The organism is Microbacterium sp. HM-570, from assembly GCF_054165885.1.
The window spans coordinates 1,197,554-1,219,564 of the sequence record NZ_CM135111.1 but is presented as its reverse complement, the minus strand read 5'-3'; the positions used below and the strand labels follow the sequence as shown (position 1 = coordinate 1,219,564).

Here is a 22,011-nt window from a genome sequence, read left to right as displayed (position 1 = left end):
GCCAAACAGCGCGCTCAGCCCCCGGCGAAGGGGGGCAGAACGTCGACGAGCACGTCGCTCGCGAGCGCGGCGTCGTCGCCCGCGCGGGACCCGCCGACCAGCACGGCGCAGCGCGGCAGGATGCGCCCCAGCTCCGGGTAATCGTTCGTGAGCGCGGCACGGAGGTCACCGAGCGTCTGCTCGGAACGCACCTCTTCCTCGCGGCCGGAGGCCTCTTCGGCGGCGGCGAAATAGCGGACGCGCGCCATCAGCGCTTCTCCGCCCATTTCTCCGCGAGCTCCGTGATCGCGCGGACGGCCTCGCGCACGGACTCGGGTGAACCACCGGCGCGGCCGGCGACGAGCCCGGCGACGAACGCGCTGACGGGGGCGGCGGGACGAGCCACACCGTTCGCCACATCACGCGCCAGATCGAGGATGAGCGAAACGTGGACATCGTCGTTCGCCAGCTCGAAGCGCTCGCCGAGCGCGTTGGCCCACTCATCCAGCGCCTCGGGAGGAAGGGTGCGGTCCGACGCTTTAGACGGGGACTGTGATCCAGACGGGGACTGTGATTCAGACGGGGTCTTCGATTCAGGCACAGTGGCATCCTCTCTGGGCGTGTCCGAAAGACCACGGGCCCACTGAAGATCCTCCCACGTGTCCACATCGCGGGTTGCGGTCAGGGATGCCTCGACCGACATGAGACGCAGTCCACCCACGAGGGTACGGACGGGGGCGTCGCGTCCGCTGTCGGGGACGGATGCGGCGGCCTCCCGCAGTGCGGCGGTCCGGTACAGGGCCGTCAGCCATTGCGACCGACCCGACGCATCCGTCAGATGCGCTCCGTCCTGACCCGGTGCGTCGAGCGGGAGCAGGGCAAGGGCGGGCTCGATTCCGGGCAGGTCGCAGGCGAGCACGAGGGTCCATTCCGCTTGGACGCGAGGGAGGGCGGCGATGATTGCGGCGACCGGGCCGCCGAACGGCGGGTCTTCGCGGACCCACTCCAGCAGGGGATCATCGAGCATCCGCTCCGCCACGACGATGATCCGTTTTGCACCCGCGGAACGTGCCGCCGCGACGGTTCGGGTGAGGAGAGCCGTGCCGCCGACCTCGAGGAGCGGCTTCTGTGCACCGCCCAAGCGGGACGCGCGACCGCCCGCCAGGACGATCGCGTCGAAGCCGGTACCCGTCACGCCTCGCCGGGGCGCTTCCACGATCCGGAGCGACCGCCCTCCTTGGCGGTGATCCGGACGTTCTCGATCGAGCTCGACTTGTCGAGTCCCTTGACCATGTCGACGATCGCGAGGGCGGCGACCGAAACGGCCGTGAGGGCCTCCATCTCGACGCCCGTGCGGTCGGCGGTTCGGACGGTCGCCTCGATGGCGACGCCCCCGTCTTCGATGGCGAGGTCGACGGATGCCCCGTGCACGCCGATGATGTGCGCGAGAGGGAGGAGCTCCGCGCAACGTTTGGCGCCTTGGATGCCGGCAATGCGTGCGACGGCCAGTACGTCGCCCTTCGGCACGCGGCCGTCTCGGAGTGACGCGACGACCTCGGGTGCGCAGCGCACGAACCCGCGGGCCGTCGCCGAGCGAACCGTCGGCGCCTTGTCGGTGACGTCGACCATGCGGGCATGGCCGGACTCGTCCAGGTGGGTGAAGCTCATGACACCAGCATGACATCGACCAAGTCGCCCGGCTCGACCCGCGAGAGCTCGGCCGCCACTATCGCGTAGGCCTCTGCCCGGGCCAAACCGCCCGCCAGGTGCGAGCCCGAGCCGCCAGCCGTCGCCGGGCGCACACTCCAACGCGCGGGGTCGGTGCGATCGATCGCCGCGGGGAGGTACTGTCGTCGGCCGGGTGGGGTCGACCAGCCCTCGGATGCGGGCAGTCGCAGGAGTGGGCGGTGCAGGTCCGTGCGTCCCTGCATGGCGAGGAGTGCGGGTCGTACGAAGGTTTCGAACGACACCGCCGAGCTGACGGGGTTGCCGGGCAACCCGAAGAAAAGGGCGCCCCCGGGCAGCACCCCGAAGCCCTGCGGCTTGCCGGGCTGCATCGCGACCTTCACGAACGAGATCGCGGCATCCGATCCCAGCGCGTTCTTGACGACCTCGTAGGCGCCGGCGCTCACGCCACCCGACGTGATCACGACATCCGCCTCGACGACGGATGTCAGGACAGCGCGGAAGTCGTCTTCGTCATCCCCGACGCTTCCGACATGGATGACCTCGGCTCCGGCCTCTCGCGCAAGCCCGGACAGCAGCACCGAATTGGACTCGGGGATCTGACCTCGACGGAGGGTCGCGCCGGGCTCGGCGAGCTCGGTACCCGTCGAGAGGACGACGACCCGAGGTGCGCGAAAAACCGACACACGCGGCACGCCCGCCGCCGCCGCGGCCGCGAGCTGCAGGGCTCCCAGCGGAACGCCCGCCGGGATGATCTCGTCCCCGGTGTGGGCGTCGCCCCCGCGGCGTCGCACGTGGGTGCCGTCCGCGCGCGGTGCCACGAGCACGACCGCTCGGTCGAGGGAATCGTCGAGGCCGCCGACCGTGTCCTCGAACGGCACGACCGTGTCGGCGGCCGTGGGCAAGGGTGATCCCGTCATGATGCGGGCCGCTTCGCCGGGACCGATCAGGGGATCCAGATCCGTGCCGGCGGGTAGATCGGCGACGACACGGAGCGCGACGGGCGCCTCGGTCGAAGCCGACCGCACGTCCGCGAAACGCACGGCGAAGCCGTCCATCGCGGAGTTGTCGAAAACGGGAATGTCTACCCGCGCGAGCACGGGGCCCGCGAGTGTGCGCCCGGATGCTGTGGCCAGAGGAAGGTCGGCGGTGTCGGTCGGGCGGACGTCGGCGAGGATCTCGGCGAGGTGCTCTTCGACCGTGCGAAGGCTCATGCGCCGGCCGTCGCGAGGTGCATCGTGGCCCAGGCATCCATCCCGCCCGTCATGACGATCGCGTCGACGCCAACGGAAGCGAGCGCCCGTGCAGCGCGGGTTGCCCGGACGCCCGCCTGGCAGATCACCACAACGGGCCCGCCGATCGACTCGGCGAACGCGGTCGGGTCGGCCAGCACGGCACCCAGCGGGAGGTGGTGGGAGCCCGGAACGGTGCCGCTCGCGAGTTCGTGCTGCTCGCGCACGTCGATCATCGTCGGAGCCGTGCCGGCCGCGAGGGCGGCCGCGAGGTCGTCCGCCGAGATCTCGGGGACCGAGGAAGGCACCACCGGGGAGGCGGGTGCCGGAGGGGCGGATGCCTCGGCGCCGGCGGGTCGCAGCGGGACCTCACGCTGCCGGGCGCGCAGGCTGTCGATCACGAGCACCCGGCCGAGCAGGGGTTCGCCGATGCCCGCGATGAGCTTGATCGCCTCGATCGCCATCAGGCCACCGACCTGCAGGCAGAGAGCCCCCAGCACACCGACGTCGGCACAGGTCGGCACGAAGCCGACGCTGCCGGAGGGGTAGAGGTCGCCGAGCCGAATGGGCTCCGTGCCCGCGGGGGGTGCACTCCAGAACACCGTGACCTGGGCGGCGAACTCTTGCACCGTGCCCCATACGAGCGGCACACCGAGCGCCTCGCACGCGGCTGCGACGGCCTCGCGCGTGTCGAAGGTGTCGCTGCCGTCGATCACGAGGTCGGCTCCGGCCAGGAGTTCCAGCGCGTTCGTGCCGTTGATGCGGGTCTTGCGACCGTGCACCTCCGTTGCGGGTGACAGACCCGCGATGCGCTGGGCAGCGCTGTCGACCTTGGGCTGGCCGACGTCGGCGAGCGAGTGGATCACCTGGCGCTGCAGATTGGATGCCTCGACCGCGTCGTCATCGATGACCGTGAGTGTGCCGACGCCGGCTGCCGCGAGCGCGAGCAGGACGGGCGACCCGAGGCCGCCGGCACCGACGACGGCGACGTGCGCCGCGCGCAGGCGACGCTGCCCGAGCTCGCCGAACCCGGCGAGGCTGGCGTGCCGAACTGTGCGCGCTCGTTCGCTCTCGCTCAGGGCGGCGACGGGCTCGACGAGGGGTGGGAAGGGCATGAGCCCAGGGTAATCCGGTGACGGGTGACCGGGGTGGGAGCGCATGACGACTCGGAGCCGATCCGCAGGGGCGGACATATTCGCGAGATACGTCCGCTTGTGCGGAGGTAACATCGCGCTATGCGCAGCTACAAGATCGCCGAGGCAGCCCGGCTGCTCGGGGTGAGCGATGACACCCTGCGCCGCTGGGTCGAGCAGGACCTCCTCCCGACGACCGGCGCCACGCCCGCCGAGATCGCCGGAGACGCGCTCGCCGCACGCGCGGTCGAGCTCGCCCGCGCCGCCGACGACCCCACGGATGTCCTCTCGAGCGCCCGCAATCGGTTCGTCGGACTCGTGACGCGCGTGCAGATCGACGGACTCATGGCGCAGCTCGACATCCAGGCCGGACCGCATCGCGTCGTTTCGCTGCTCTCGGCCGAGGCGGTGCACGAGATGCAGCTCGAGGTGGGGTCCCTCGCCGTCGCGGTCGTCAAGGCCACGAACGTCATCGTTGAAGCGCCGCGCGAATGAGTGGGCGGGTGCGGGGAGCCGGTCGAGCTATCGCGATCGCTGCGGCCGCTGCTCTCGTGCTCGCCGGGTGCTCGGCATCACCCGGGACGGAGCCGGAGGCATCTGCTTCCAGAGAACTCTCGGGAAGCCTGTCGGTCTATGCCGCGGCATCACTTCGGACGGCGTTCGATCGGATCGCCGACGAATTCGAGGACGAGAACCCCGAAGTCGATATCCTTCCCCTCGTATACGACGGATCGAGCACTCTGGCCCGACAGATCGTCGAGGGAGCGCCCGCGGAGGTGTTCGCCGCAGCTGACGAGACGAACATGGCGAGCGTCGAAGACGCCGGACTGGTCGAGGGATCCGCCGAGCTGTTCGCGAGCAACAGGCTCGTGATCGTCGTTCCCGCGGGCAACCCGGGCGAAGTGACATCGCTCGACGATCTGGCGAACCCCGAGCTGTCGATCGTGCTGTGCGCCCCCGAGGTGCCATGCGGCGCGGCATCCGCGACCCTGCTGTCCAACGCGGGGGTGACGGAGCGGCCCGTCAGCGTGGAACAGAACGTCACGGTCGTACTGACCAAGGTCGCGACGGGCGAGGCGGACGCGGGGCTCGTCTACCGGACGGATGTCATCGGCCGCGATGACGTTGAGTCGATCGTGCCCGACGGGGCGACAGACGTCGTCAACAGGTATCCGATCGCCGCGCTCGCGGAAGCCGACAATCCCGCGGCAGCGGCCGCCTTCGTCGAATTCGTGCTCGGTGCCCGAGGGCAGAAGATCCTCGCCGACGCCGGCTTCGGTGTTGCGGGATCCCCTCAGTCGGGCTCGGGGACTCCGTGAGGCTCGCCCGGGGCACGGGAGGATTCGTCCCCCCGATCCTCGCTCTCCCCGCGGTTCTCGGCCTCGCGCTGCTGATCGTCCCCTTGGGTGCGCTCGTCGCCCGGGTCGAATGGTCGACCCTGTGGGACGACATCACCTCGCCCGTGGCCCTCGACGCACTCTGGCTATCGCTCCGCACCGGAGTCGTCGCGACCGTGATCTGCGTCATCCTCGGCGTTCCGCTCGCCCTCGTGATCGCCCGTTCGGGGCCGCGAGTCTCGGCACTCCTGCGCGTCATCGTCACCGTGCCGCTCGTGCTGCCCCCCATGGTGGGCGGCGTCGCCCTGCTCTTCCTGTTCGGTCGCACGGGTCCGCTGGGGCAGGCGCTGGAGAGCTGGGACATCCAGATCCCGTTCTCGACGACCGCGGTCATCCTCGCGCAGACCTTCGTCGCGCTGCCCTTCCTCGTGCTCGCCCTCGAGGGGTCTATGCGCACCGCGGGCGTCGAATTCGAGCGCACCGCCTCGACGCTCGGGGCGGGCCGATGGCGGATCCTCTGGCGCGTCACGCTGCCCCTCACCGCGCCCGGCCTGGTCGCCGGGGTGATCCTGGCCTTCGCTCGGGCGATCGGTGAGTTCGGGGCGACGGCCCTGTTCGCCGGCAACGCACCGGGAGTGACTCAGACGATGCCCCTCGCGATCTACACGGCCTTCAACGGCTCGGGGATCGGGCAGGGGACCGCGGTGGCGCTCTCGCTTCTCTTGCTCGTGACCGCGATCCTGGTGCTGCTGCTGGTGCGGGCCTGGCGTCCGACTCGCGGAACGACGGGGGTTGCGGAATGACCGGCGCGGCGCTCGCGGCCGACATCGTCGTGACGCGCAAGGGTTTCCGGGTCGAGGCGAAGATCGCGTGCGCGCCCGGCGAGGTCGTCGCGGTGATGGGCCCGAGCGGGGCCGGCAAGTCGACCCTGCTCGCGGCGATCGCGGGCCTGGCCCGGTTGAGTGACGGGAACATCCGAATCGGCGAGCGGGATGTCGCATCCGTCGCGCGGCCGCGTCCCCGTGCGCACCGTCACATCCCGGCGGCCCAGCGCGGCGCGGTGCTTCTGGGCCAGGACGCCCGCCTGTTCCCGCACCTGACGGCGCGCGAGAACATCGCGTTCGGTCCCCGTGCCCGCGGCACCGATCGCAAGGTGGCGCTCGGCGATGCGGATGACTGGCTGTGGCGCGTCGGGCTGCCCGGAATGGGCGACCGTCGGCCGGCTCAGCTGTCGGGCGGGCAACAGCAGCGCGTCGCGATCGCGCGTGCGCTCGCGACCTCACCCCAGGTACTGCTGCTCGACGAACCGCTCACCTCGCTCGATCCCGAGACCGCCGCCGATGTGCGTGCCATGCTGCACGATCAGCTCGCCGCGACCCACGCGACCGCGGTGGTCGTCACGCACGACGCCGTCGATGCGGCGGCCCTCGCGACGCGCCTGATCGTGGTCGAGGACGGGCGGGTCACCCAGGCCGGGGGAGTGCGTGACGTGCTGCGCGTACCCGCGACGCGCTTCGTCGCGACGGTGGCCGGAGTGAACCTGATCCACGGCACCGCCCACGAGGGGCGTTGGCGCGCACAGTCCGCTTCCCCCGAGGTGCTCATCGGGGCCGCGGATGACGCGTCGCTGGCCGCGGCCGCCCCGGAGGGAGCCGCGTTGGCCGCGGTCTTCCGGCCATCGGATGTGCACCTCGAACGCGCCGTTGAGTCCACCTGGACGGGCGCGCTGCGACTCGCGGCCGAAGAACAAGCGACGCCCGGCACGTGGCTCGCGCGGGTCGTACGTGTCGAACAGACACCCGTCGGCGCACGGGTGCACACGGCCGAGCCGGCGGTCGCAGCGGATGTCTCGGCCGACGACATCGTCGACGCGGGTTTCGCCCCGGGAGCCCCCGTGCGGGTGCGCGTCGAGCCCGCGGCCGTGCGGCTGTTCGCGCCCCCGGCGGGCACATGAGTGGGTCGGCCTACGCGATCCGCCCGTTCCGTGTCGGCGATGAGGCGCGGTTGGCCGAGATCTGTGTCCGGACCGGAGACGCGGGCACGGATGCGTCGGGCCGATACTCGTCGGATGCCCTGCTTCCCGACATCTTCGTGCTGCCCTATGTGGCGAGGCATCCCGACTTCGCCTTCGTCGTCGATGGCCCGAATGGGGTCGTGGGATATGTCGTCGCCGCACCCGATACGGATGCGTTTTATGAGTGGTTCCGGCACGTGTGGTGGCCTTCGCGCCGCGGCCGCTACGCCGATGCGACGGGCGCGCTCGACCCTCGAGATGCGCACTTCTTAGCCCACGCCGACGGCCTGCGGGCGGGCGCGGAGGAGCACGCGGCTCGTTACCCGGCGCACCTGCACATCGACCTGCTGCCCGAAGCCCAGGGCCGTGGGCTGGGGCGCTCGTTGATCCGGACGCTCGCCGAGAAGTTGCATGCGTCGGACGTTTCCGGGCTGTATCTCGTCGCGAGCGCCGCAAACGCCGGCGCTGTCGCGTTCTACCCGCGCGTGGGGTTCGAAGCCCTGCCTTCCGAGGAGGGCGTGCGGGCCTTCGGGATGGTTCTGTAGCCGTCAGGCGCTCGTCCGGTCAGGCGCCCCGAGGGCACGGCTCCAGCCGCACGACCCGGTCGACGAGTCCGTCGGGCACCGCGACGTGAGAGATCAACACAACCGACCGGTCGGCGGGTACCGCCTGCAGCAGGTCGGTGAGCAGGGCATCGGATGCCTCCGGGTCGACCCCCGCCGTCGGCTCGTCGAGCACCAGCACCGGGAACTCGCGCAGCAGCGCGCGGGCGAGTGCGATCCGCTGCGCCTGACCGCCCGACACCAGGGCGCCCCGTTCGCCGACGCGGGCGTCCAGTCCGCCGCGCCCGCGCAGCCAGGTGCCGAGGCCGACGCGTTCGAGAGATGCTTCGAGCTCAGCATCCGTCGCCGCCTCCCGCGCGAACAACAGGTTCTGGCGGATGGTCTCGTCGAAGAGCATGGGGCGCTGCTCGCAGAGGCCGATTGTCAGGCGCAGGTCGTCGCCCGCGATCTGGCCGACGGGCGTGCCGCCGATCTCGTACGATCCGCCGCAGTCGAGGAACCGGACGAGTACGTGCGCGAGCGTGGTCTTGCCCGCACCGCTCGACCCCACGACCAGCAGGCGCTCGCCGGGGGCGACATCCAGGTCGACCCCGCGCAGTGCCGGACCGTCGGCGTGCGGCCAGCGCGCCGAGACATCCCGCAGCTTCAGTCCCGAACCGAGTGCGGGCGCGACCCCGGTCGGGACGATGGTCTCGGCCACGAGGCCCGCGGGGAGGGCGTCGGGCAGTGCCTCGGCGATGCGGGTCGCGCTCGCGCGCACCTGACGCCAGGCCGCGGCGGCCAGCGGGACCGCGGTGAACACCTCGAACACCGCCATTGGCACCAACACGATCACCGCCAGCGCGGGCCCGTCGAGTGCTGCCGGTGCCGCCACCGCGATCGCGGCGATCGAGGCCGCCCCCGCCAGGAGTGTGATGAGCGCCGTCGTTCCGGACTGGGCGACCGAGCGACGGACGACCGCGCGACGGACGGCCGCGTCGGCGTCGCGGATACGTTCGCGGCTCGCTGACTCGGCTCCGTAGGCGACGAGAACATCGAGCGATCCGAAGTGATCGAGCAGCGCATCGGTCAGACGCGCGCGAAGAGGAGCGATGGATCGTTCGGCCCGGCCTCCGACGGCCCAGCCCCAGAGTGTCGCGACGAGGCCTGCCATCACCAGGCACAGCGCGAGCGTGAGCCCCGCGGGCGGGTAGACGATCGTGACGAGCACGATCGAGCCCAGGACGACGAGGGCGGATCCGGCGAGTGGTTCGACGACACGCAGGGGCAGGTTCTGCAGGTCGTCCACGTCGTCGACGAGGGCGCCCAGGACGGATCCGCGGCGCGTGCGGCCGATTCCGTCGGGGGCGAGGGGAATCAGACGGCGCACCAGGGCGCTGCGGGTCGCCGCGAGTTGCCGGAGCGCGGCATCGTGCCCGCTCAGTCTTTCCAGGTAGCGAAAAATCGCCCGGGTAAGCGCGAAGAGGCGCACGCCCACGACGGCGATCGAGAGGTAGAGGACGGGCGGCTGTTCACTGGCCCGGACGATCAGCCACGCGCTCACCGCGAGCAGCGCGACCGCCGAGGCCTCGGTGAGAAAACCGGATGCGAGGGAAGGCCAGAAGCGGCGCGCGGGCGGCATGGCGCCGTTCAGCACCGCGGCGGTCGTGGTTCCGAACGTCGTTGTGCCGAAGGCGGGGGTGGTAGCGGAATTCGTCACGAGGCCACCCCGGCGGGTTCGATTGCGACGACGGTGTCGGCTATGTCGCGCGCAGTGCGCCGATGCGAGACGAGCAGGACTGTTGCCCCGGCATCCGCAATCCCGCGCAGGCTCTGCCAGAGCGCGGACTCGGTCACGGCGTCGAGCGCAGAGCTCGGCTCGTCGAGCGCGATCACGGGCGCGCGTCCGCTCAGGTGACGGTAGAGGGCGCGGGCGACCGCGACGCGCTGGGCCTGCCCGCCCGAAAGCCCCGTGCCGCGCACGCCGAGGGCGAGGGATGCGTCGATCCCGTCCGCCTGCGCGAGCTCGAGCGCACGGTCGACACGGGTCGGGTCGGGCGTCGAATCTCCCAGGGCGACGTTGTCGGCAACGGTCCCGGCGATGAGGCCGGGCTGTTGTCCGGCCCACGCGAGCCAGGCCGAGGGAGAGATACCCCGCAGGTCGGCGTCGCCCAGTGTCGCGGCGCCCTCCCACTCGGCCGCACCGCGCAGGGCCGCGATCAGGCTCGTCTTGCCCGCCCCGCTCGGCCCCTCGATGAGCACGATCTGCCCGGGCGCTGCGGTGAACGTCACCGCGGGGAGCATCCGATCCCCACGTCGGACCCGCACGTCCCGCAGCGCGAAGGTGCCCGTTTCATCGCCGAGGGTGCCCGTTTCATCGCCGAGACGGCTCAAAACGGGCACCCTCGCGGCTGGAACGGGCACTCTCGCGGCGTCGAGGACGGCGAAGACGTCGTCGGTCGCCGCCACCCCCTCGGCCGCGGCGTGGAATTGCACGCCGACCTGCCGGAGCGGCAGATAGGCCTCGGGTGCGAGCAGCAGCACGAACAGCCCGATCGAGAGCGGCAGCGCCCCATCGACCAGGCGGAACCCGATCGACACGGCGATGATCGCGACCGAGATGCTCGCGAGAAACTCGAGGGCGAACCCCGACAGAAACGAAACGCGCAGCACGCGCATCGTCTCGACGCGATACCGCTCCGTCACGGATTCGATGGATGCCGCGGCCCGGTGTTGACGTCCGAAGACCTTCAGCGTGCCGAGCCCGTCGACGGTATCGGCGAAGCGCGCGGCGAGCTGCTGCAGCGTCGCCCACTGCCGCTTCTGCACGGCTCGGGTCGCGAGGCCGATGAGGATCATGAAGACCGGGATCAACGGGATCGTGAGCAGAACGGTCAGCCCGCTGATCCAGTCCTGCCACCACATCACCAAGATGATCAGCGGGGTCGCGATCGCGGTCTGCACGAGCTGTGGCAGGTACCGCCCGAAATAGGCCTCGAGTGCGTCGAGTCCGTGACCCGCGGTCAGGGCGAGCTGGGCGGAGTTGCGCCCGTCGAGCCATCCGGGTCCGAGGCTGCCGGCCGCCTCGAGAAGCCTCGCCCGCAGTTGGGACTGCACCCGTGCCGCCGCGCTCGCCGCCGTGCGCTCGCGCAGACCCACCAGCACCGCGCGCAGCGCCACGACTCCCGCGAGTACCGCGAGCGTGGCCCCGAGATCCGACGCCGGCATCCCCTCGATGACACCGACGATCGCCCGCGTGAGAAGCCAGGCGAACGCAACGATCACGGCCGTCTGCAACAGGGCGATCGTCGCGATGATCGCGAAGAACGCTCGGGACGCCGCGGCGTACTTCAGCAGTCGGGGGTCGACCGGTGGCGTCCGCGCATCCGAGACATCCTGATCCTGAGTCACAGCGTTTCGACGATACCGGTGCGCATTCGTCAGTGCGCGGCCGCGGCGCTCTCGATGTGCGCGCGCGAGACGCGCCGGCGGAACACCCAGTACGTCCAGCCCTGGTAAGCCAGCACGAGGGGCAGGAAGATCAGGGCTGCCCACGACATGATCGACAGGGTGTAATCGGTGCTGGACGCGTTCTCGATCGTGAGGCTGAATGCGGGATCGGTCGACGAGGGCATGACAAACGGGTACAGCGCGAACCAGAGTGTGCCGACGGCCGCGACGACGGTGGCAGCCGCGAAGCCGAACGCCCAGCCCTCGCGGTCGCGCAGGTTCGCGCCCACCGAGAGGATCAGGAACACGGCCGCCGCGATCGCCAACACCATGACCGGCACGGCCGGGTGTGCGATGACCGTCCACAGCAGGAACGCCGCCGCGACGACGATCGTGACGAACCCCGCGCGGGCCGCGAGCTTGCGGGCGTCGTCGTGCACCTGGCCGTCGGTCTTCAGCGCCACGAAGCTCACGCCATAGGTGAAGAAGAGCAACAGGGTCGTGACGCCGCCGAGAAGCGCGTAGGGATTCAGCAGGGTCAGAAGCGTCCCCGTGAACTCGAAGTCCTGATCGATCGGCACACCCTGCACGATGTTCGCAAACGCGACACCCCAGAGCAGCGCGGGCACGGCCGACCCGACGACGATCATCGTGTCGAAGCCCTTCTTCCAGCGCAGGCTGTCGCGCTGATGGCGGTATTCGAACGACACCCCGCGCAAGATCAACGCCAGCAGGATCAGCAGCAGGGCGAGGTAGAAGCCGCTGAAGAGGGTGGCGTACCACTCGGGGAACGCCGCGAACAGGGCGGCACCCGCGACGATCAACCACGTCTCGTTGAGGTCCCAGACGGGCCCGATCGTGTTGATGATCTGGCGACGGCCTACGTCGTCCTTGCCGAGGAAGGGCAGCGACATCCCGACACCGAAATCGAAGCCGTCGAGCACGAAGTACCCGATGAAGAAGAATCCGATGATCCAGAACCAGAGGTAGGCGAGGTCCATGGCGATGCTCCTAGTAGACCGTCGTCGTGAGTTGGTGGTGTGCGTCCGGATCCGGATCCGGATCGTTCGGGTCAGGGAGTGGATCCGGACCCTGCTGTGCGGCCTTGAGGATCAGGCCGAACTCGACAACGGCGAGCGAGGCGTAGATCGCGGTGAAGGCGATGAGGGATATCAACACCGTCCAGCCCGGGACGTTCGGCGAGACGCCGTCCTCGGTGAGCATCAGGCTGAAGACGATCCAGGGTTGGCGGCCCATCTCGGTGAACGCCCAGCCGACCAGGCTTCCGAGCAGAGGGAGGGGCGCCGACCAGATCGCGACCTTCCACATCCACTTCGCCACCGGGCGCTTTGCCTTCTTGCGCGTGACCCAGAGGCCCGCGACAGAGATGAGCGCGGCGACCCCACCGAGGCCGATCATCCACCGGAACGCCCAGTACGTCACCCAGATGATGGGCATGTAGCTGACACCCTCGCCGAACTGCGTCTCGTACTGCGCCTGCAGGTCGTTCAGGCCCTCGACGCATCCATCCAGCGTCTGTGTCGAGAGGAACGACAGCAGGTAGGGCACGCGCAGCGACCAGATCTCTTCCGACCCGTCCGGGGTACCGATCGAGAAGATCGAGAAGGATGCATCCGCACCGCACGCCGAGTTCCACAGCGCCTCGGCCGCCGCCATCTTCATCGGCTGGGTCGAGACCATCACCAGTCCGAGCTGATCGCCCGAGAGCGCGGTACCCGCGAACGCGACGATCATGAACCAGAGCCCGAACCGCAGCGATGAGCGCATCGTGACGAGGTGCTGGCCACGCGAGAGGTGCCATGCCGAGACCGCGATCACGACGGCCGCCGCGAACATCCAAGCGGCGAAGATCGTATGGGGGAAGGCCGCGAGGACGACCGGGTTCGTCAGCACGGCACCGAAGTCGATCAGCTCGGCGCGCCCGCCATCCGCTGCCATCTGGTACCCGACGGGGTTCTGCATGAAGGCGTTCGCGGCGAGGATGAAGTACGCCGAGAGCGTCGACCCGAGCACGACCATCCAGATGGATGCGAGATGCAGGGCGCGTGGCAATCGGTCCCACCCGAAGATCCACAGTCCGATGAACGTGGCCTCGAAGAAGAACGCCATGAGTCCCTCGAATGCGAGGGGCGCGCCGAAGACGTCACCGACGAAACGGGAATATGCCGACCAGTTCATCCCGAACTGGAACTCCTGCACGATGCCCGTCACGACGCCCATCGCGAAGTTGATCAGGAAGATCTTGCCGAACAGGCGTGTCAGATGCAGCCACTTCACATCGCCGTTCCGGTGCCACACGGTCTGGAAGATCGCGACGACGAGCGCGAGCCCCAGTGTGAGGGGCACGAAGAGGTAGTGATAGAGCGTCGTCAGGCCGAACTGCCAACGGGCGAGCAGCAGCGGGTCGAGGAAATCCATGGGCGACGCTCCTTTGGTGCGCGTCGGGCCTCATTGCACCGGTCAAACGAGCTCGGGCTCCGTCCGACGCGGTACCTCAAGTATGCCAGATAGCGGGATGCCCGGGGCGCCTCGCGAGCCGTGTGAAAAGAACGTGGCCCCGACCCCCCTCCGGGGACCCGCGGATAGGCTCGACCCATGCGTGTGTGCGGAGGACGAAGGGACGGCGGCCGATGACCGCGGTGCCCGTCACGATCGCCCGCCGCGTCGAGCGCCCGGCCGGGGCCGCCGGTGATCCGGTTTCGGCGGCCGGCGCATCCGGTCCCCTCGTCGACACCCACGGTCGGGTGCACCGCGACATGCGTATCTCGTTGACCGATCGCTGTTCGTTGCGCTGCACCTATTGCATGCCCGAGCAGGGAAACGAGTGGCTCGCGCGTACGAGCATTCTGACCCTGGACGAGATCGAACGGATTGCCCGGGTCGGCGCCGCGGCGGGCATCACGACCTTCCGTCTGACGGGCGGCGAACCGTTGCTCCGTGCCGACATCGTCGATGTCGTGCGGCGCCTCGCCGCGATCGAGGGCTCAGACGGGCCCGTGCAGATCGCGATGACGACCAACGGCATCCGGTTGCCGGAGTTCTTGCCCGCCCTGATCGATGCAGGGCTCCAGCGGCTGAACATCAGCATCGACACCATCCGCCGCGATCGCTTCCACGAGCTGACCCGCCGCGATCGCCTCGACGAGGTGCTCGAAGGTATCGCTGCCGCCCAGGCATCCGGCCTCCGTCCCCTCAAGCTCAACGCCGTCGCCATGCGCGGTGTGAACGACGATGAGATCGTCGAGCTGACCGAGTTCGCGATCGCCCACGACGCGCAGCTGCGCTTCATCGAGCAGATGCCCCTCGACGCTGGGCATACGTGGGACCGCACATCCATGGTCACGCGGGAAGAGATCCTCGACGCCCTCGCGACCCGCTGGACGCTCGTGCCGATCCCGGGCCGGGGTGGCGCGCCCGCAGAGCGCTGGGCGCTGGACGGCGGCCCCCACACGGTCGGGGTCATCGCGTCGGTGACCGCGCCGTTCTGCGGGGATTGCGACCGGCTGCGGTTGACGGCAGACGGGCAGATTCGCAACTGCCTGTTCTCGACCACCGAGTACGACCTGCTCCCCATCTTGCGCGCGGACGGGTCGAGCGACGTTGCCCTCGACGAGATGCTGCGCTCGAGCGTGCGGGGCAAGCTGCCCGGCCACGCCATCAATGACCCCTCCTTCCTCCAGCCGCTGCGCGGCATGAACGCGATCGGCGGTTGACAGCATGGGACGGATCACCACCCGTCGCCCGGTGACGAAGATCACCCTCGGGGGCGATCCCGTGCGTCGCTCCGACACGCTTGCGGTCGAAGAGCCGCTCGAGATTCGCGTCGGGGGCACGTCGCTCGCCGTCACGATGCGAACGCCCGGCCACGACGTCGAACTCGCGGCGGGCTTCCTCGTCTCGGAGGGCGTCATCTCGGCGGGGGAGCACTTCCGTGGGGCGATCCACTGCGGCGGCCCCGGGACGGGCGGGCCCCTCGCGGGCAATACCGAGAACACCTACAACGTTCTCGACGTCACCCTCGCCTCGGGCGTCGCGCCGCCCGACCCCGACTTGGCCCGCAACTTCTACACGACGAGCTCCTGCGGGCTCTGCGGTAAGGCGTCGATCGAGGCCGTCGAGACCGTGTCGGTGTACGACGTTGGCGCAGACGCTGCGGTCCTGTCGGCCGAGTTGCTCGCGACCTTCCCCGACAAGCTCCGCGCCCAGCAAGCCGTGTTCGACAAGACGGGCGGGCTGCATGCCGCGGCCCTGTTCGATGCCACGACCGGTGAGCTGGTCGTGTTGCGTGAGGATGTCGGACGCCACAACGCCGTCGACAAGGTCGTGGGCTGGGCCATCCTGAACGACCGTCTACCGCTCACCGGGCACGTCCTGATGGTGTCGGGGCGGGCGAGCTTCGAGCTCGTGCAGAAGGCCATCATGGCGGGGCTGCCGATCCTGTCGGCCGTGTCCGCACCCTCGTCATTGGCGGTCGAGCTCGCCGACGCATCGGGTCTGACCCTTGTCGGGTTCCTCCGCGGGTCGTCGATGAACGTCTACGCGCGAGCGGACCGCATTCGGGTTCCGGCGATGCAGGAACTCACGACCGCATGATCCGTTCTATCCCCTGACCGACGCGGTCGCGAGCTGCACGACACAGTGCGTCGGGTCGCACGACGGCCGCATGCCCTCGACCGACAGAGGGCCGCGCGCCTCGGCGAGAACGCCCTGCATGATTCCGAGGTGCACCGAGCACAGTGTGTCACGGTGGGCGGATTGCGCGGTCGCGTGCGGGCACGGTGTGAGGTCGATCGTGAGCTCACGCTCGTCGATCAGCGGGTCGAACCCGGACTCGCTGAGATGGTCGACGATCGCATCGAGCTGATGCGTGCTCTCGGTTCCGAGATCGCCCACGGATGCTCCGGTCCACGGCATGACGCGTCGCATGATGTCGCCGCGTTCCGCTGCCGCGCGCGCCTTGCGTCGGGCGACGGGACTGGATGCCTCGGCTGCGCCGGTCGCGGCGCTGTAGAGCACGCGTGGACGACCGCGCGTGGTGCGGTGCTCGGTCTCGCGCACGATGTGTCCGGCCTCGAGCAAGCGTTCGAGGTGCTCGCGGACGGTGTTGGGGTGCAGTTTCGTTGCGGCGGCGAGCCCCGCGACGGTCTGCCGGGGTGCCACCTGGATGAGGTGGAGGATCTCGACGCGGCTGAAGTTCGAGATAGCGCTGTACGACCCGCTCGGCGTGCCCATGACCCCATTATTCACGGCGTCGGCGCGCACAGCGGGCTCTGGCTCAGCGAGCGGGAATCAGCTCCGCGATCAGGGCTTCGACGCGGGCGCGGATGTCGTCGCGGATCGGGCGAACCGACTCGATCCCCTGGCCGGCCGGGTCGGCGAGCTCCCAGTCCTCGTAGCGTTTGCCGGGGAAGATCGGGCACGCGTCGCCGCAGCCCATCGTGATGACGACATCCGATTCGCGCACGGCCTCGACCGTCAGCACCTTCGGGGTGTTGTTCGCGATGTCGATGCCCTCTTCGGCCATGGCGTCGACGGCGACCGGGTTGATGCTGTCCTTCGGGGCGGAGCCGGCCGACAGGACCTCGATCGAGTCCCCGGCGAGAGCGCGCAGGTATCCGGCGGCCATCTGCGAGCGTCCCGCGTTGTGGACGCAGACGAACAGGACGGTGGGCTTGTCGGTCATCGGGACTCGCTTTCTCTGAATACCCAAAGCATAGACATAAATCTATTGAATGTGCGCGGGCTCGGCTGTCAGTCCTGGCCGTTGATGGCACTGCGGCGTTCGATCAGCACCGTGTCGCGCCGGAGGCCCGCGTGTGGCCCTCGCCCCGATCGCGCAATGCGCTCGCGACGACCGACCGTCCGAAATCCCGCGCGCCCGTGCAGTGCAAGGCTCGCCGTGTTTTCGGGGAAGATGCTGGACTGGATGCACCAGACTCCAGCGTCTTCGGCTGCGTCGATGAGCGCCGAGAGCAGCATCCGTCCGACGCCGCGTCCGCGCGCCTCCCGCGCGACATAGACGGAATGCTCGATCACCCCGCGGTAGGCGGCGCGGGTCGAGACGGCGGATGCGGCGGCCCAGCCGACGACCGCTCCGCCATCATCCGCGACCAGGCGCAGGTTCGGCAGGCGGGAGGAGTCGAAACTCGCCCGGCTCGGCACCTCGAGCTCGAAGGTCGCCTCGCCATCCTCGATGCCTTCGCCGTAGATCCGGGCGACCGCGTCCCAGTCCGAGGCGTGCATCGGCCGAACGGTCGTCATGTGCAGCAAGCTCCCCCGCCGATATCGGTCGAACAGACGCCGGTTGTCGGCAGCGTGAGTGCCACCTGCAGGGCGCTCTCGGTGTCGCCCGCGAGATGTGCCGCAACCGAGCGGACCTGCTCGTACCCGGTGGCGAGCAGGAACGTGGGCGCGCGCCCGTACGACTTCATGCCGACGATGAAGAAGTTCTGTTCGGGATGCGTCAGCTCGCGGAATCCGTGTGGCTCGACGGTGCCGCACGAGTGCACGTTCGGGTCGATCAGGGGCGCGAGGCGTCGTGGAGCTTCGACGATGTCGTCGAGCTCGAGGCGAAGCTCGCGCAGCATGCCGAGGTCGGGGCGGAAGCCGGTCGCGTTCACGACCTCGTCGGTGCGGTGGGCAACGCTCTCACCGCGACGCAGCCCGACGAGTTCGACCCCGTTCCCGCGCCAGTCGCTGCCCTCGACCTCAGCGCGACGCGCCCCCACGATCTCGAACCCGTCGACGAGGTCGATGGTGCCCGAACGAACCAGCTCCTCGACCCGCCCCCCGAGCTCCGCGCGACCGGCGAGCTCGTCATCCGGTGCCGTCGTGACCCGCGCGGCTCGCGTATTGCGGATCAGCCACGTAATGCGTGTGCCGGGGACCTCGGATGCGAGCTTCACCAGCGCGAGCAGCGTGTTCGCGGCGGAGTGTCCGGCGCCGACGACCGTCGTATGCCGACCCGCAAATCGTGCCCGATTCCGGCCGAGCACGTCGGGCAGCGCGGGCGAGACACGGTCTGCGACATCGCCGAGGCCGAGGGGGTCGAGGCCGTTCGACCCGAGGCTGTTGGGGGTGCGGTACGTGCCCGAGGCGTCGATGACAGCCCGGGCCGGGACATCCTCGACCGAACCGTCCGCATGCCGGACGCGCAGCGCGAACGGCGTGACGGCGCGTGCCCGGGTGCGGGTGCGGTCCATGCCCTCGCGGGTCACGGCCAGCACCTCGGTGCCGGTCCGGGTGCGGGACGCGATCGCGTCGAGCTGGGCGAGAGGACTCAGGTACCGAGAGACGAGCTCGGCACCGGTGGGGATGCGGGATGCGGCGGGCGCCTGCCATCGGGATGCCTCGAGCAGCCGCGCCGAGGCGGGATCGATGAGGTGCTCCCACGGCGAGAAGAGGCGGGTGTGCCCCCATGCCCGCACGCTCGCGCCGACCTCGTCACCGGCCTCGTAGATCACGAAGTCGATGCCGCGCTCGATCAGGTGCGCCGCCGCGGCGAGGCCGATGGGGCCCGCGCCGATGATGGCGACGGGCAGGGTGTCGAGGCGGCTCGCGCGGGATGTGCGCGGCATGAGATCGAGCAGGGTCATGGTTCCCCTTCGGTGCATCGATGGTGTTCGATGTTCGAGTATCCGCCGTCTATCGATGAGTGTCAATATCGATTAGCATCGATGCGTGACTGCTCTCCCTCCGATGACCATGCTTCCGCTGACGGATGTCTCGGCGCCCACGTGTGCGACCCCCCTCGTTCGCGACCCCCTCGTCCGAGACACGCTCGGTGCCGACGAGGCGGTGGCTCTCGCGCACACCATGAAGGCGCTCGCCGATCCCGCCCGGCTGCGGCTGCTCTCGATCGTTGCGGCGTCCGAGGGAGCAGAAGCGTGCGTCTGCGACCTGATCGAGCCCGTGGGTCTGAGCCAGCCGACCGTATCGCATCACCTGAAAGTGCTCACCGAGGCCGGGTTTCTCACCCGCAGCAAACGGGGCACCTGGGCCTACTACGGCCTGGTGCCGGACGCCCTCGACCGCGTCTCGCGTCTGCTGATCGGCTCGTGAAAGCGACCGTGCGCGCCGTCGGCGCGGAGTTTCTCGGCAGTGCCCTGCTCGCCGCCATCGTCATCGGATCCGGCATCATGGCTCAACAACTGTCACCCGACGATGTGGGGCTGCAGCTCTTCGAGAACGCCTTCGCCACAGCCCTGGGCCTGGGCGTGCTGATCTTGATCTTGCAACCGGTTTCGGGCGCCCACTTCAACCCTGTCGTGACGCTCGCCGACATCGTGCTGCACCGTCGTCCCTGGTCGGTTGCGGGTGTCTACCTCCCCGCACAGATCGTCGGATGCATCGCGGGGGCGATGCTCGCCAACCTGATGTTCGGGCTCGCCGCGGTGTCGTGGAGCACCACCGATCGCGCCGACGGCCCGCGCCTGTTGTCCGAGGTCGTCGCCACCGCGGGGCTGGTGTTCCTGATCTTCGCGCTGGTCCGCACGGGGCGCGGCAGTCTCGCGGCGCCCGCCGTCGGCGCCTACATCGGCGCGGCCTACTTCTTCACCTCGTCGACCAGCTTCGCCAACCCCGCCATCACGATCGGTCGAGCATTCAGCGACACTTTCGCCGGGATCGCCCCAACATCCATCCTGCCCTTCATCGGCGCTCAGATCGTCGGCGCGGCCGTCGGTGTCGTCCTCGCTCTCGGGCTGTTTCCGCTGGCGAAACGTGCCCCCGACGGCGTGGATGTCGTCGGTGTCGTCGCGGAAGCGGGCCCGCGCTCCTAACGTCGACGTGAGAACACCTTTCGTCGACGCGAGAACGCCGAGACGAGCGCCACCATCACGATCAGCTCGACCAGGGTCTGCGTGACCACGACGAGCGGGGTCAGCGCGAAGGCCGGCGGCAGCGCGAGCGCGAGCGGCAGGACCACGAGCGAGTTGCGTGTGACGCCGCTGAAGACCACCGCCCGTCGCGTCGGCCTATCGAGGCGCGCGACCCGGCCGGCCACGGCTCCGAGCACCAGCATGATCGCGACGAAAGCGACAAAAGCAGGCACAACGGCGAGCAGCACGCCGAGCGATCCCGAGACTGCCGCAACCTGAGAGCCGACGACGACTGCGAGCGTCACCATCATCAGCGGCACCATTGCTGCGAGACCGACCGCGGTCAGGGCGCGTCCGAATCGGGTCCGAGCGGCGAGAGCCTGTGTGATCGCCGCGAGCGCGAGCGGCAGCACGATCAGCAGCAGGAATGCCTCGACGAAGGGGAGCAGATCGACGGATGCCGCGAACTCTGGCCCGATCATCACCCACAGGTAGAGAGGAAGCAGCGCCATCTGCGCGAGCATCAGCAGGGGAGTTGCGGCGAGCAGGCGCTCCTTCGATCCGCCCGCTAGTCCCGTGAAGACGATGACGTAGTCGACGCACGGGGTCAGCAGCACGAGCAGCACGCCGATGACGAGGACCTGATCGAACGCGACGAGGCGCGACAGGCCGAACACGATCGGGGGGACGATCACAAAGTTGAGGAGCACGACGGTTGCGAGAAACCGGGCGTCACGGAAGGCTCCGGCGAGCCGCGCGAACGGTACGCCCAAGAATGTCGCGTAGAGGAGTAGGCCGAGGATGGGCGTGATCGACACAGTGAGGGGACCCGCCGCACCGGGAAGCCCCAGCCCGACCGCCACGCCGATCGCGATCGCCGCCAGGTAGAGAGCGACCTGGTGCCGCTCTCCCCATTCGATGACTCGCGACATCCGCCCAGTCTGTCAGCCGGTCAAGGCGAGGTTCTTGCGACTGCGGACGCGGCCGCTCAACGGCAGGTGGCAGCCGTCTCGATCAGCGACGCCGGCGGGTAGCCGTACGCCTGCACGCCGCTGCCGAGAGCAGTGTGCCCCATGCTGATTGCCCACGCCGTCGCCCACGCCTCGTTCGCGTCGCGGTCGGACGAGTCGAACAGATCGCTGCATTTCGAGGTGATCGCGTGTCCCACTTCGTGGGTGGGCGTACCCCTCGATCGCTAGTCGCGTGGTGAGCAGCGGGCCGGCCTTTTCGGCGAGTTCGGCCTGCTGAGATGTTTTCAGGCTGTGGGCGGCGGTTGCGTAGGCGGTGAAGGCAAGCTCGGCTCCCGAACCGAGCATCGTCTGGGCGGCTGCGGGCACCGAGGCGTAGAGGGTCAACGCCGAATTCTGCAAGTCTTCCGTCGTGGTCTCCAGCTCGGCGGTCACGGCGTCTAGCCCCACGGTGAAAACGTCGAGCGCCGCCGAGTCGTCCACAAGACGTGACGAGGCCGCGGCGAGATCCCAAGTCCACAGCGGCTTGCGCGTGTCGGGTCGATCCGGGACTTCCGCCAATGTCTCCGTCGCTAGGTCCATAACCCCCGCCGCTACGTTGGCCGCCGTCGCGAGTCCGGCGCGCGCGCCGCTGTCGACGAGATCCTCGGCGGTCGATGCCGCATCGTCGAAAGCCCGCCAGGCGATGACATGCACCGTGCCCAACGCGGCCGCGATGAGGGCGACTCCCGCGAGCGCGATGGCCCAGCGGCGCCCGAAGCGCCGGTTGTTGTCGGGCCCCTCGGCATCGGTGGCGTCGGCAGGGTCCATCCCCACACCATAGATGCGGA

The 22,011-nt window shown here is 69.5% G+C and carries 24 protein-coding genes; 9 read left to right on the top strand and 15 right to left on the bottom strand.

What is annotated here, in order from left to right; genetic code table 11:
- Positions 1-14 precede the first annotated feature (14 nt).
- The 5 genes from ACT9TC_RS05735 to ACT9TC_RS05715 are packed head-to-tail and all read right to left on the bottom strand — an operon-like array spanning position 15 to position 4,012.
- Positions 15-248 carry a MoaD/ThiS family protein gene (locus ACT9TC_RS05735; protein WP_458042441.1) on the bottom strand — a complete coding sequence of 78 codons (234 nt, stop codon included), beginning with the start codon at positions 246-248 and terminating at the stop codon, positions 15-17.
- Complete coding sequence (locus ACT9TC_RS05730) at positions 248-1,195, bottom strand: NTP transferase domain-containing protein (RefSeq protein ID WP_458042440.1); 948 nt, start codon at positions 1,193-1,195, stop codon at positions 248-250. Before ACT9TC_RS05730 ends, ACT9TC_RS05735 begins: the two co-directional genes overlap by 1 nt.
- On the bottom strand, positions 1,171-1,647 hold the full coding sequence (gene moaC, locus ACT9TC_RS05725; RefSeq protein ID WP_458042439.1) for a cyclic pyranopterin monophosphate synthase MoaC: 477 nt from the start codon (positions 1,645-1,647) through the stop codon (positions 1,171-1,173). The genes ACT9TC_RS05730 and moaC overlap by 25 nt, the downstream gene beginning before the upstream one ends.
- Positions 1,644-2,879, bottom strand: a complete 1,236-nt coding sequence (locus ACT9TC_RS05720; RefSeq protein WP_458042438.1) for a molybdopterin molybdotransferase MoeA — start codon at positions 2,877-2,879, stop codon at positions 1,644-1,646. Before ACT9TC_RS05720 ends, moaC begins: the two co-directional genes overlap by 4 nt.
- On the bottom strand, positions 2,876-4,012 hold the full coding sequence (locus ACT9TC_RS05715; RefSeq protein WP_458042437.1) for a ThiF family adenylyltransferase: 1,137 nt from the start codon (positions 4,010-4,012) through the stop codon (positions 2,876-2,878). The genes ACT9TC_RS05720 and ACT9TC_RS05715 overlap by 4 nt, the downstream gene beginning before the upstream one ends.
- Before the next feature lie 120 nt (positions 4,013-4,132).
- Between ACT9TC_RS05715 and ACT9TC_RS05710 the strand changes: the two genes are divergently transcribed.
- From ACT9TC_RS05710 to ACT9TC_RS05690, 5 genes are read left to right on the top strand one after another with little or no spacing between them, the layout of a single operon-like run.
- The gene (locus ACT9TC_RS05710; RefSeq protein ID WP_458042436.1) at positions 4,133-4,525 is read left to right on the top strand and encodes a TOBE domain-containing protein; all 393 of its coding nucleotides are present in this window, start codon (positions 4,133-4,135) and stop codon (positions 4,523-4,525) included.
- Complete coding sequence (gene modA / locus ACT9TC_RS05705) at positions 4,522-5,349, top strand: molybdate ABC transporter substrate-binding protein (protein ID WP_458042435.1); 828 nt, start codon at positions 4,522-4,524, stop codon at positions 5,347-5,349. The genes ACT9TC_RS05710 and modA overlap by 4 nt, the downstream gene beginning before the upstream one ends.
- Positions 5,346-6,170 carry an ABC transporter permease gene (locus ACT9TC_RS05700; protein ID WP_458042434.1) on the top strand — a complete coding sequence of 275 codons (825 nt, stop codon included), beginning with the start codon at positions 5,346-5,348 and terminating at the stop codon, positions 6,168-6,170. The genes modA and ACT9TC_RS05700 overlap by 4 nt, the downstream gene beginning before the upstream one ends.
- Positions 6,167-7,321, top strand: coding sequence for a sulfate/molybdate ABC transporter ATP-binding protein (locus tag ACT9TC_RS05695; RefSeq protein ID WP_458042433.1), 1,155 nt, complete (start codon positions 6,167-6,169; stop codon positions 7,319-7,321). Before ACT9TC_RS05700 ends, ACT9TC_RS05695 begins: the two co-directional genes overlap by 4 nt.
- A complete protein-coding gene (locus ACT9TC_RS05690; protein ID WP_458042432.1) occupies positions 7,318-7,926 on the top strand; it encodes a GNAT family N-acetyltransferase in 609 nt (202 codons plus the stop codon). Before ACT9TC_RS05695 ends, ACT9TC_RS05690 begins: the two co-directional genes overlap by 4 nt.
- Positions 7,927-7,945: 19 nt before the next feature.
- On the opposite strand, the gene cydC is transcribed toward ACT9TC_RS05690, so the two are convergent.
- The 4 genes from cydC to ACT9TC_RS05670 are packed head-to-tail and all read right to left on the bottom strand — an operon-like array spanning position 7,946 to position 13,812.
- Positions 7,946-9,643: a thiol reductant ABC exporter subunit CydC gene (gene cydC / locus ACT9TC_RS05685; RefSeq protein WP_458042431.1), complete on the bottom strand. Its 1,698-nt coding sequence runs from the start codon at positions 9,641-9,643 to the stop codon at positions 7,946-7,948.
- Positions 9,640-11,334, bottom strand: a complete 1,695-nt coding sequence (gene cydD, locus ACT9TC_RS05680; RefSeq protein ID WP_458042430.1) for a thiol reductant ABC exporter subunit CydD — start codon at positions 11,332-11,334, stop codon at positions 9,640-9,642. Before cydD ends, cydC begins: the two co-directional genes overlap by 4 nt.
- Before the next feature lie 29 nt (positions 11,335-11,363).
- On the bottom strand, positions 11,364-12,374 hold the full coding sequence (gene cydB / locus ACT9TC_RS05675; protein WP_458042429.1) for a cytochrome d ubiquinol oxidase subunit II: 1,011 nt from the start codon (positions 12,372-12,374) through the stop codon (positions 11,364-11,366).
- A gap of 10 nt (positions 12,375-12,384) precedes the next feature.
- The gene (locus ACT9TC_RS05670) at positions 12,385-13,812 is read right to left on the bottom strand and encodes a cytochrome ubiquinol oxidase subunit I (RefSeq protein ID WP_458042428.1); all 1,428 of its coding nucleotides are present in this window, start codon (positions 13,810-13,812) and stop codon (positions 12,385-12,387) included.
- A 212-nt stretch (positions 13,813-14,024) separates the two neighbouring features.
- Here ACT9TC_RS05670 and moaA point away from each other — a divergent pair, with 212 nt between their 5' ends.
- On the top strand, positions 14,025-15,107 hold the full coding sequence (gene moaA, locus ACT9TC_RS05665) for a GTP 3',8-cyclase MoaA (RefSeq protein WP_458042427.1): 1,083 nt from the start codon (positions 14,025-14,027) through the stop codon (positions 15,105-15,107).
- Between the two features lie 4 nt (positions 15,108-15,111).
- Positions 15,112-15,987: a formate dehydrogenase accessory sulfurtransferase FdhD gene (fdhD, locus tag ACT9TC_RS05660; RefSeq protein ID WP_458042426.1), complete on the top strand. Its 876-nt coding sequence runs from the start codon at positions 15,112-15,114 to the stop codon at positions 15,985-15,987.
- A gap of 6 nt (positions 15,988-15,993) precedes the next feature.
- On the opposite strand, the gene ACT9TC_RS05655 is transcribed toward fdhD, so the two are convergent.
- From ACT9TC_RS05655 to ACT9TC_RS05640, 4 genes are all read right to left on the bottom strand, one after another.
- Complete coding sequence (locus ACT9TC_RS05655) at positions 15,994-16,626, bottom strand: helix-turn-helix transcriptional regulator (protein ID WP_458042425.1); 633 nt, start codon at positions 16,624-16,626, stop codon at positions 15,994-15,996.
- A 43-nt stretch (positions 16,627-16,669) separates the two neighbouring features.
- Positions 16,670-17,077: an arsenate reductase ArsC gene (locus ACT9TC_RS05650; RefSeq protein WP_458042424.1), complete on the bottom strand. Its 408-nt coding sequence runs from the start codon at positions 17,075-17,077 to the stop codon at positions 16,670-16,672.
- A 68-nt stretch (positions 17,078-17,145) separates the two neighbouring features.
- Positions 17,146-17,655, bottom strand: a complete 510-nt coding sequence (locus tag ACT9TC_RS05645) for an N-acetyltransferase family protein (protein WP_458042423.1) — start codon at positions 17,653-17,655, stop codon at positions 17,146-17,148.
- Positions 17,652-18,989: an FAD-dependent oxidoreductase gene (locus tag ACT9TC_RS05640; protein WP_458042422.1), complete on the bottom strand. Its 1,338-nt coding sequence runs from the start codon at positions 18,987-18,989 to the stop codon at positions 17,652-17,654. Before ACT9TC_RS05640 ends, ACT9TC_RS05645 begins: the two co-directional genes overlap by 4 nt.
- Before the next feature lie 109 nt (positions 18,990-19,098).
- Between ACT9TC_RS05640 and ACT9TC_RS05635 the strand changes: the two genes are divergently transcribed.
- Both ACT9TC_RS05635 and ACT9TC_RS05630 read left to right on the top strand, forming a co-directional pair.
- Entirely contained in the window at positions 19,099-19,455 is a 357-nt protein-coding gene (locus tag ACT9TC_RS05635; RefSeq protein ID WP_458042873.1) for a metalloregulator ArsR/SmtB family transcription factor, read from the top strand.
- Positions 19,452-20,174: an aquaporin gene (locus ACT9TC_RS05630; protein WP_458042421.1), complete on the top strand. Its 723-nt coding sequence runs from the start codon at positions 19,452-19,454 to the stop codon at positions 20,172-20,174. The genes ACT9TC_RS05635 and ACT9TC_RS05630 overlap by 4 nt, the downstream gene beginning before the upstream one ends.
- On the opposite strand, the gene ACT9TC_RS05625 is transcribed toward ACT9TC_RS05630, so the two are convergent.
- Positions 20,171-21,145: an arsenic resistance protein gene (locus tag ACT9TC_RS05625; protein WP_458042420.1), complete on the bottom strand. Its 975-nt coding sequence runs from the start codon at positions 21,143-21,145 to the stop codon at positions 20,171-20,173. The genes ACT9TC_RS05630 and ACT9TC_RS05625 overlap by 4 nt on opposite strands.
- Positions 21,146-21,157: 12 nt before the next feature.
- Entirely contained in the window at positions 21,158-21,991 is an 834-nt protein-coding gene (locus ACT9TC_RS05620; RefSeq protein WP_458042419.1) for a hypothetical protein, read from the bottom strand.
- Between the last annotated feature and the right edge of the window lie 20 nt (positions 21,992-22,011).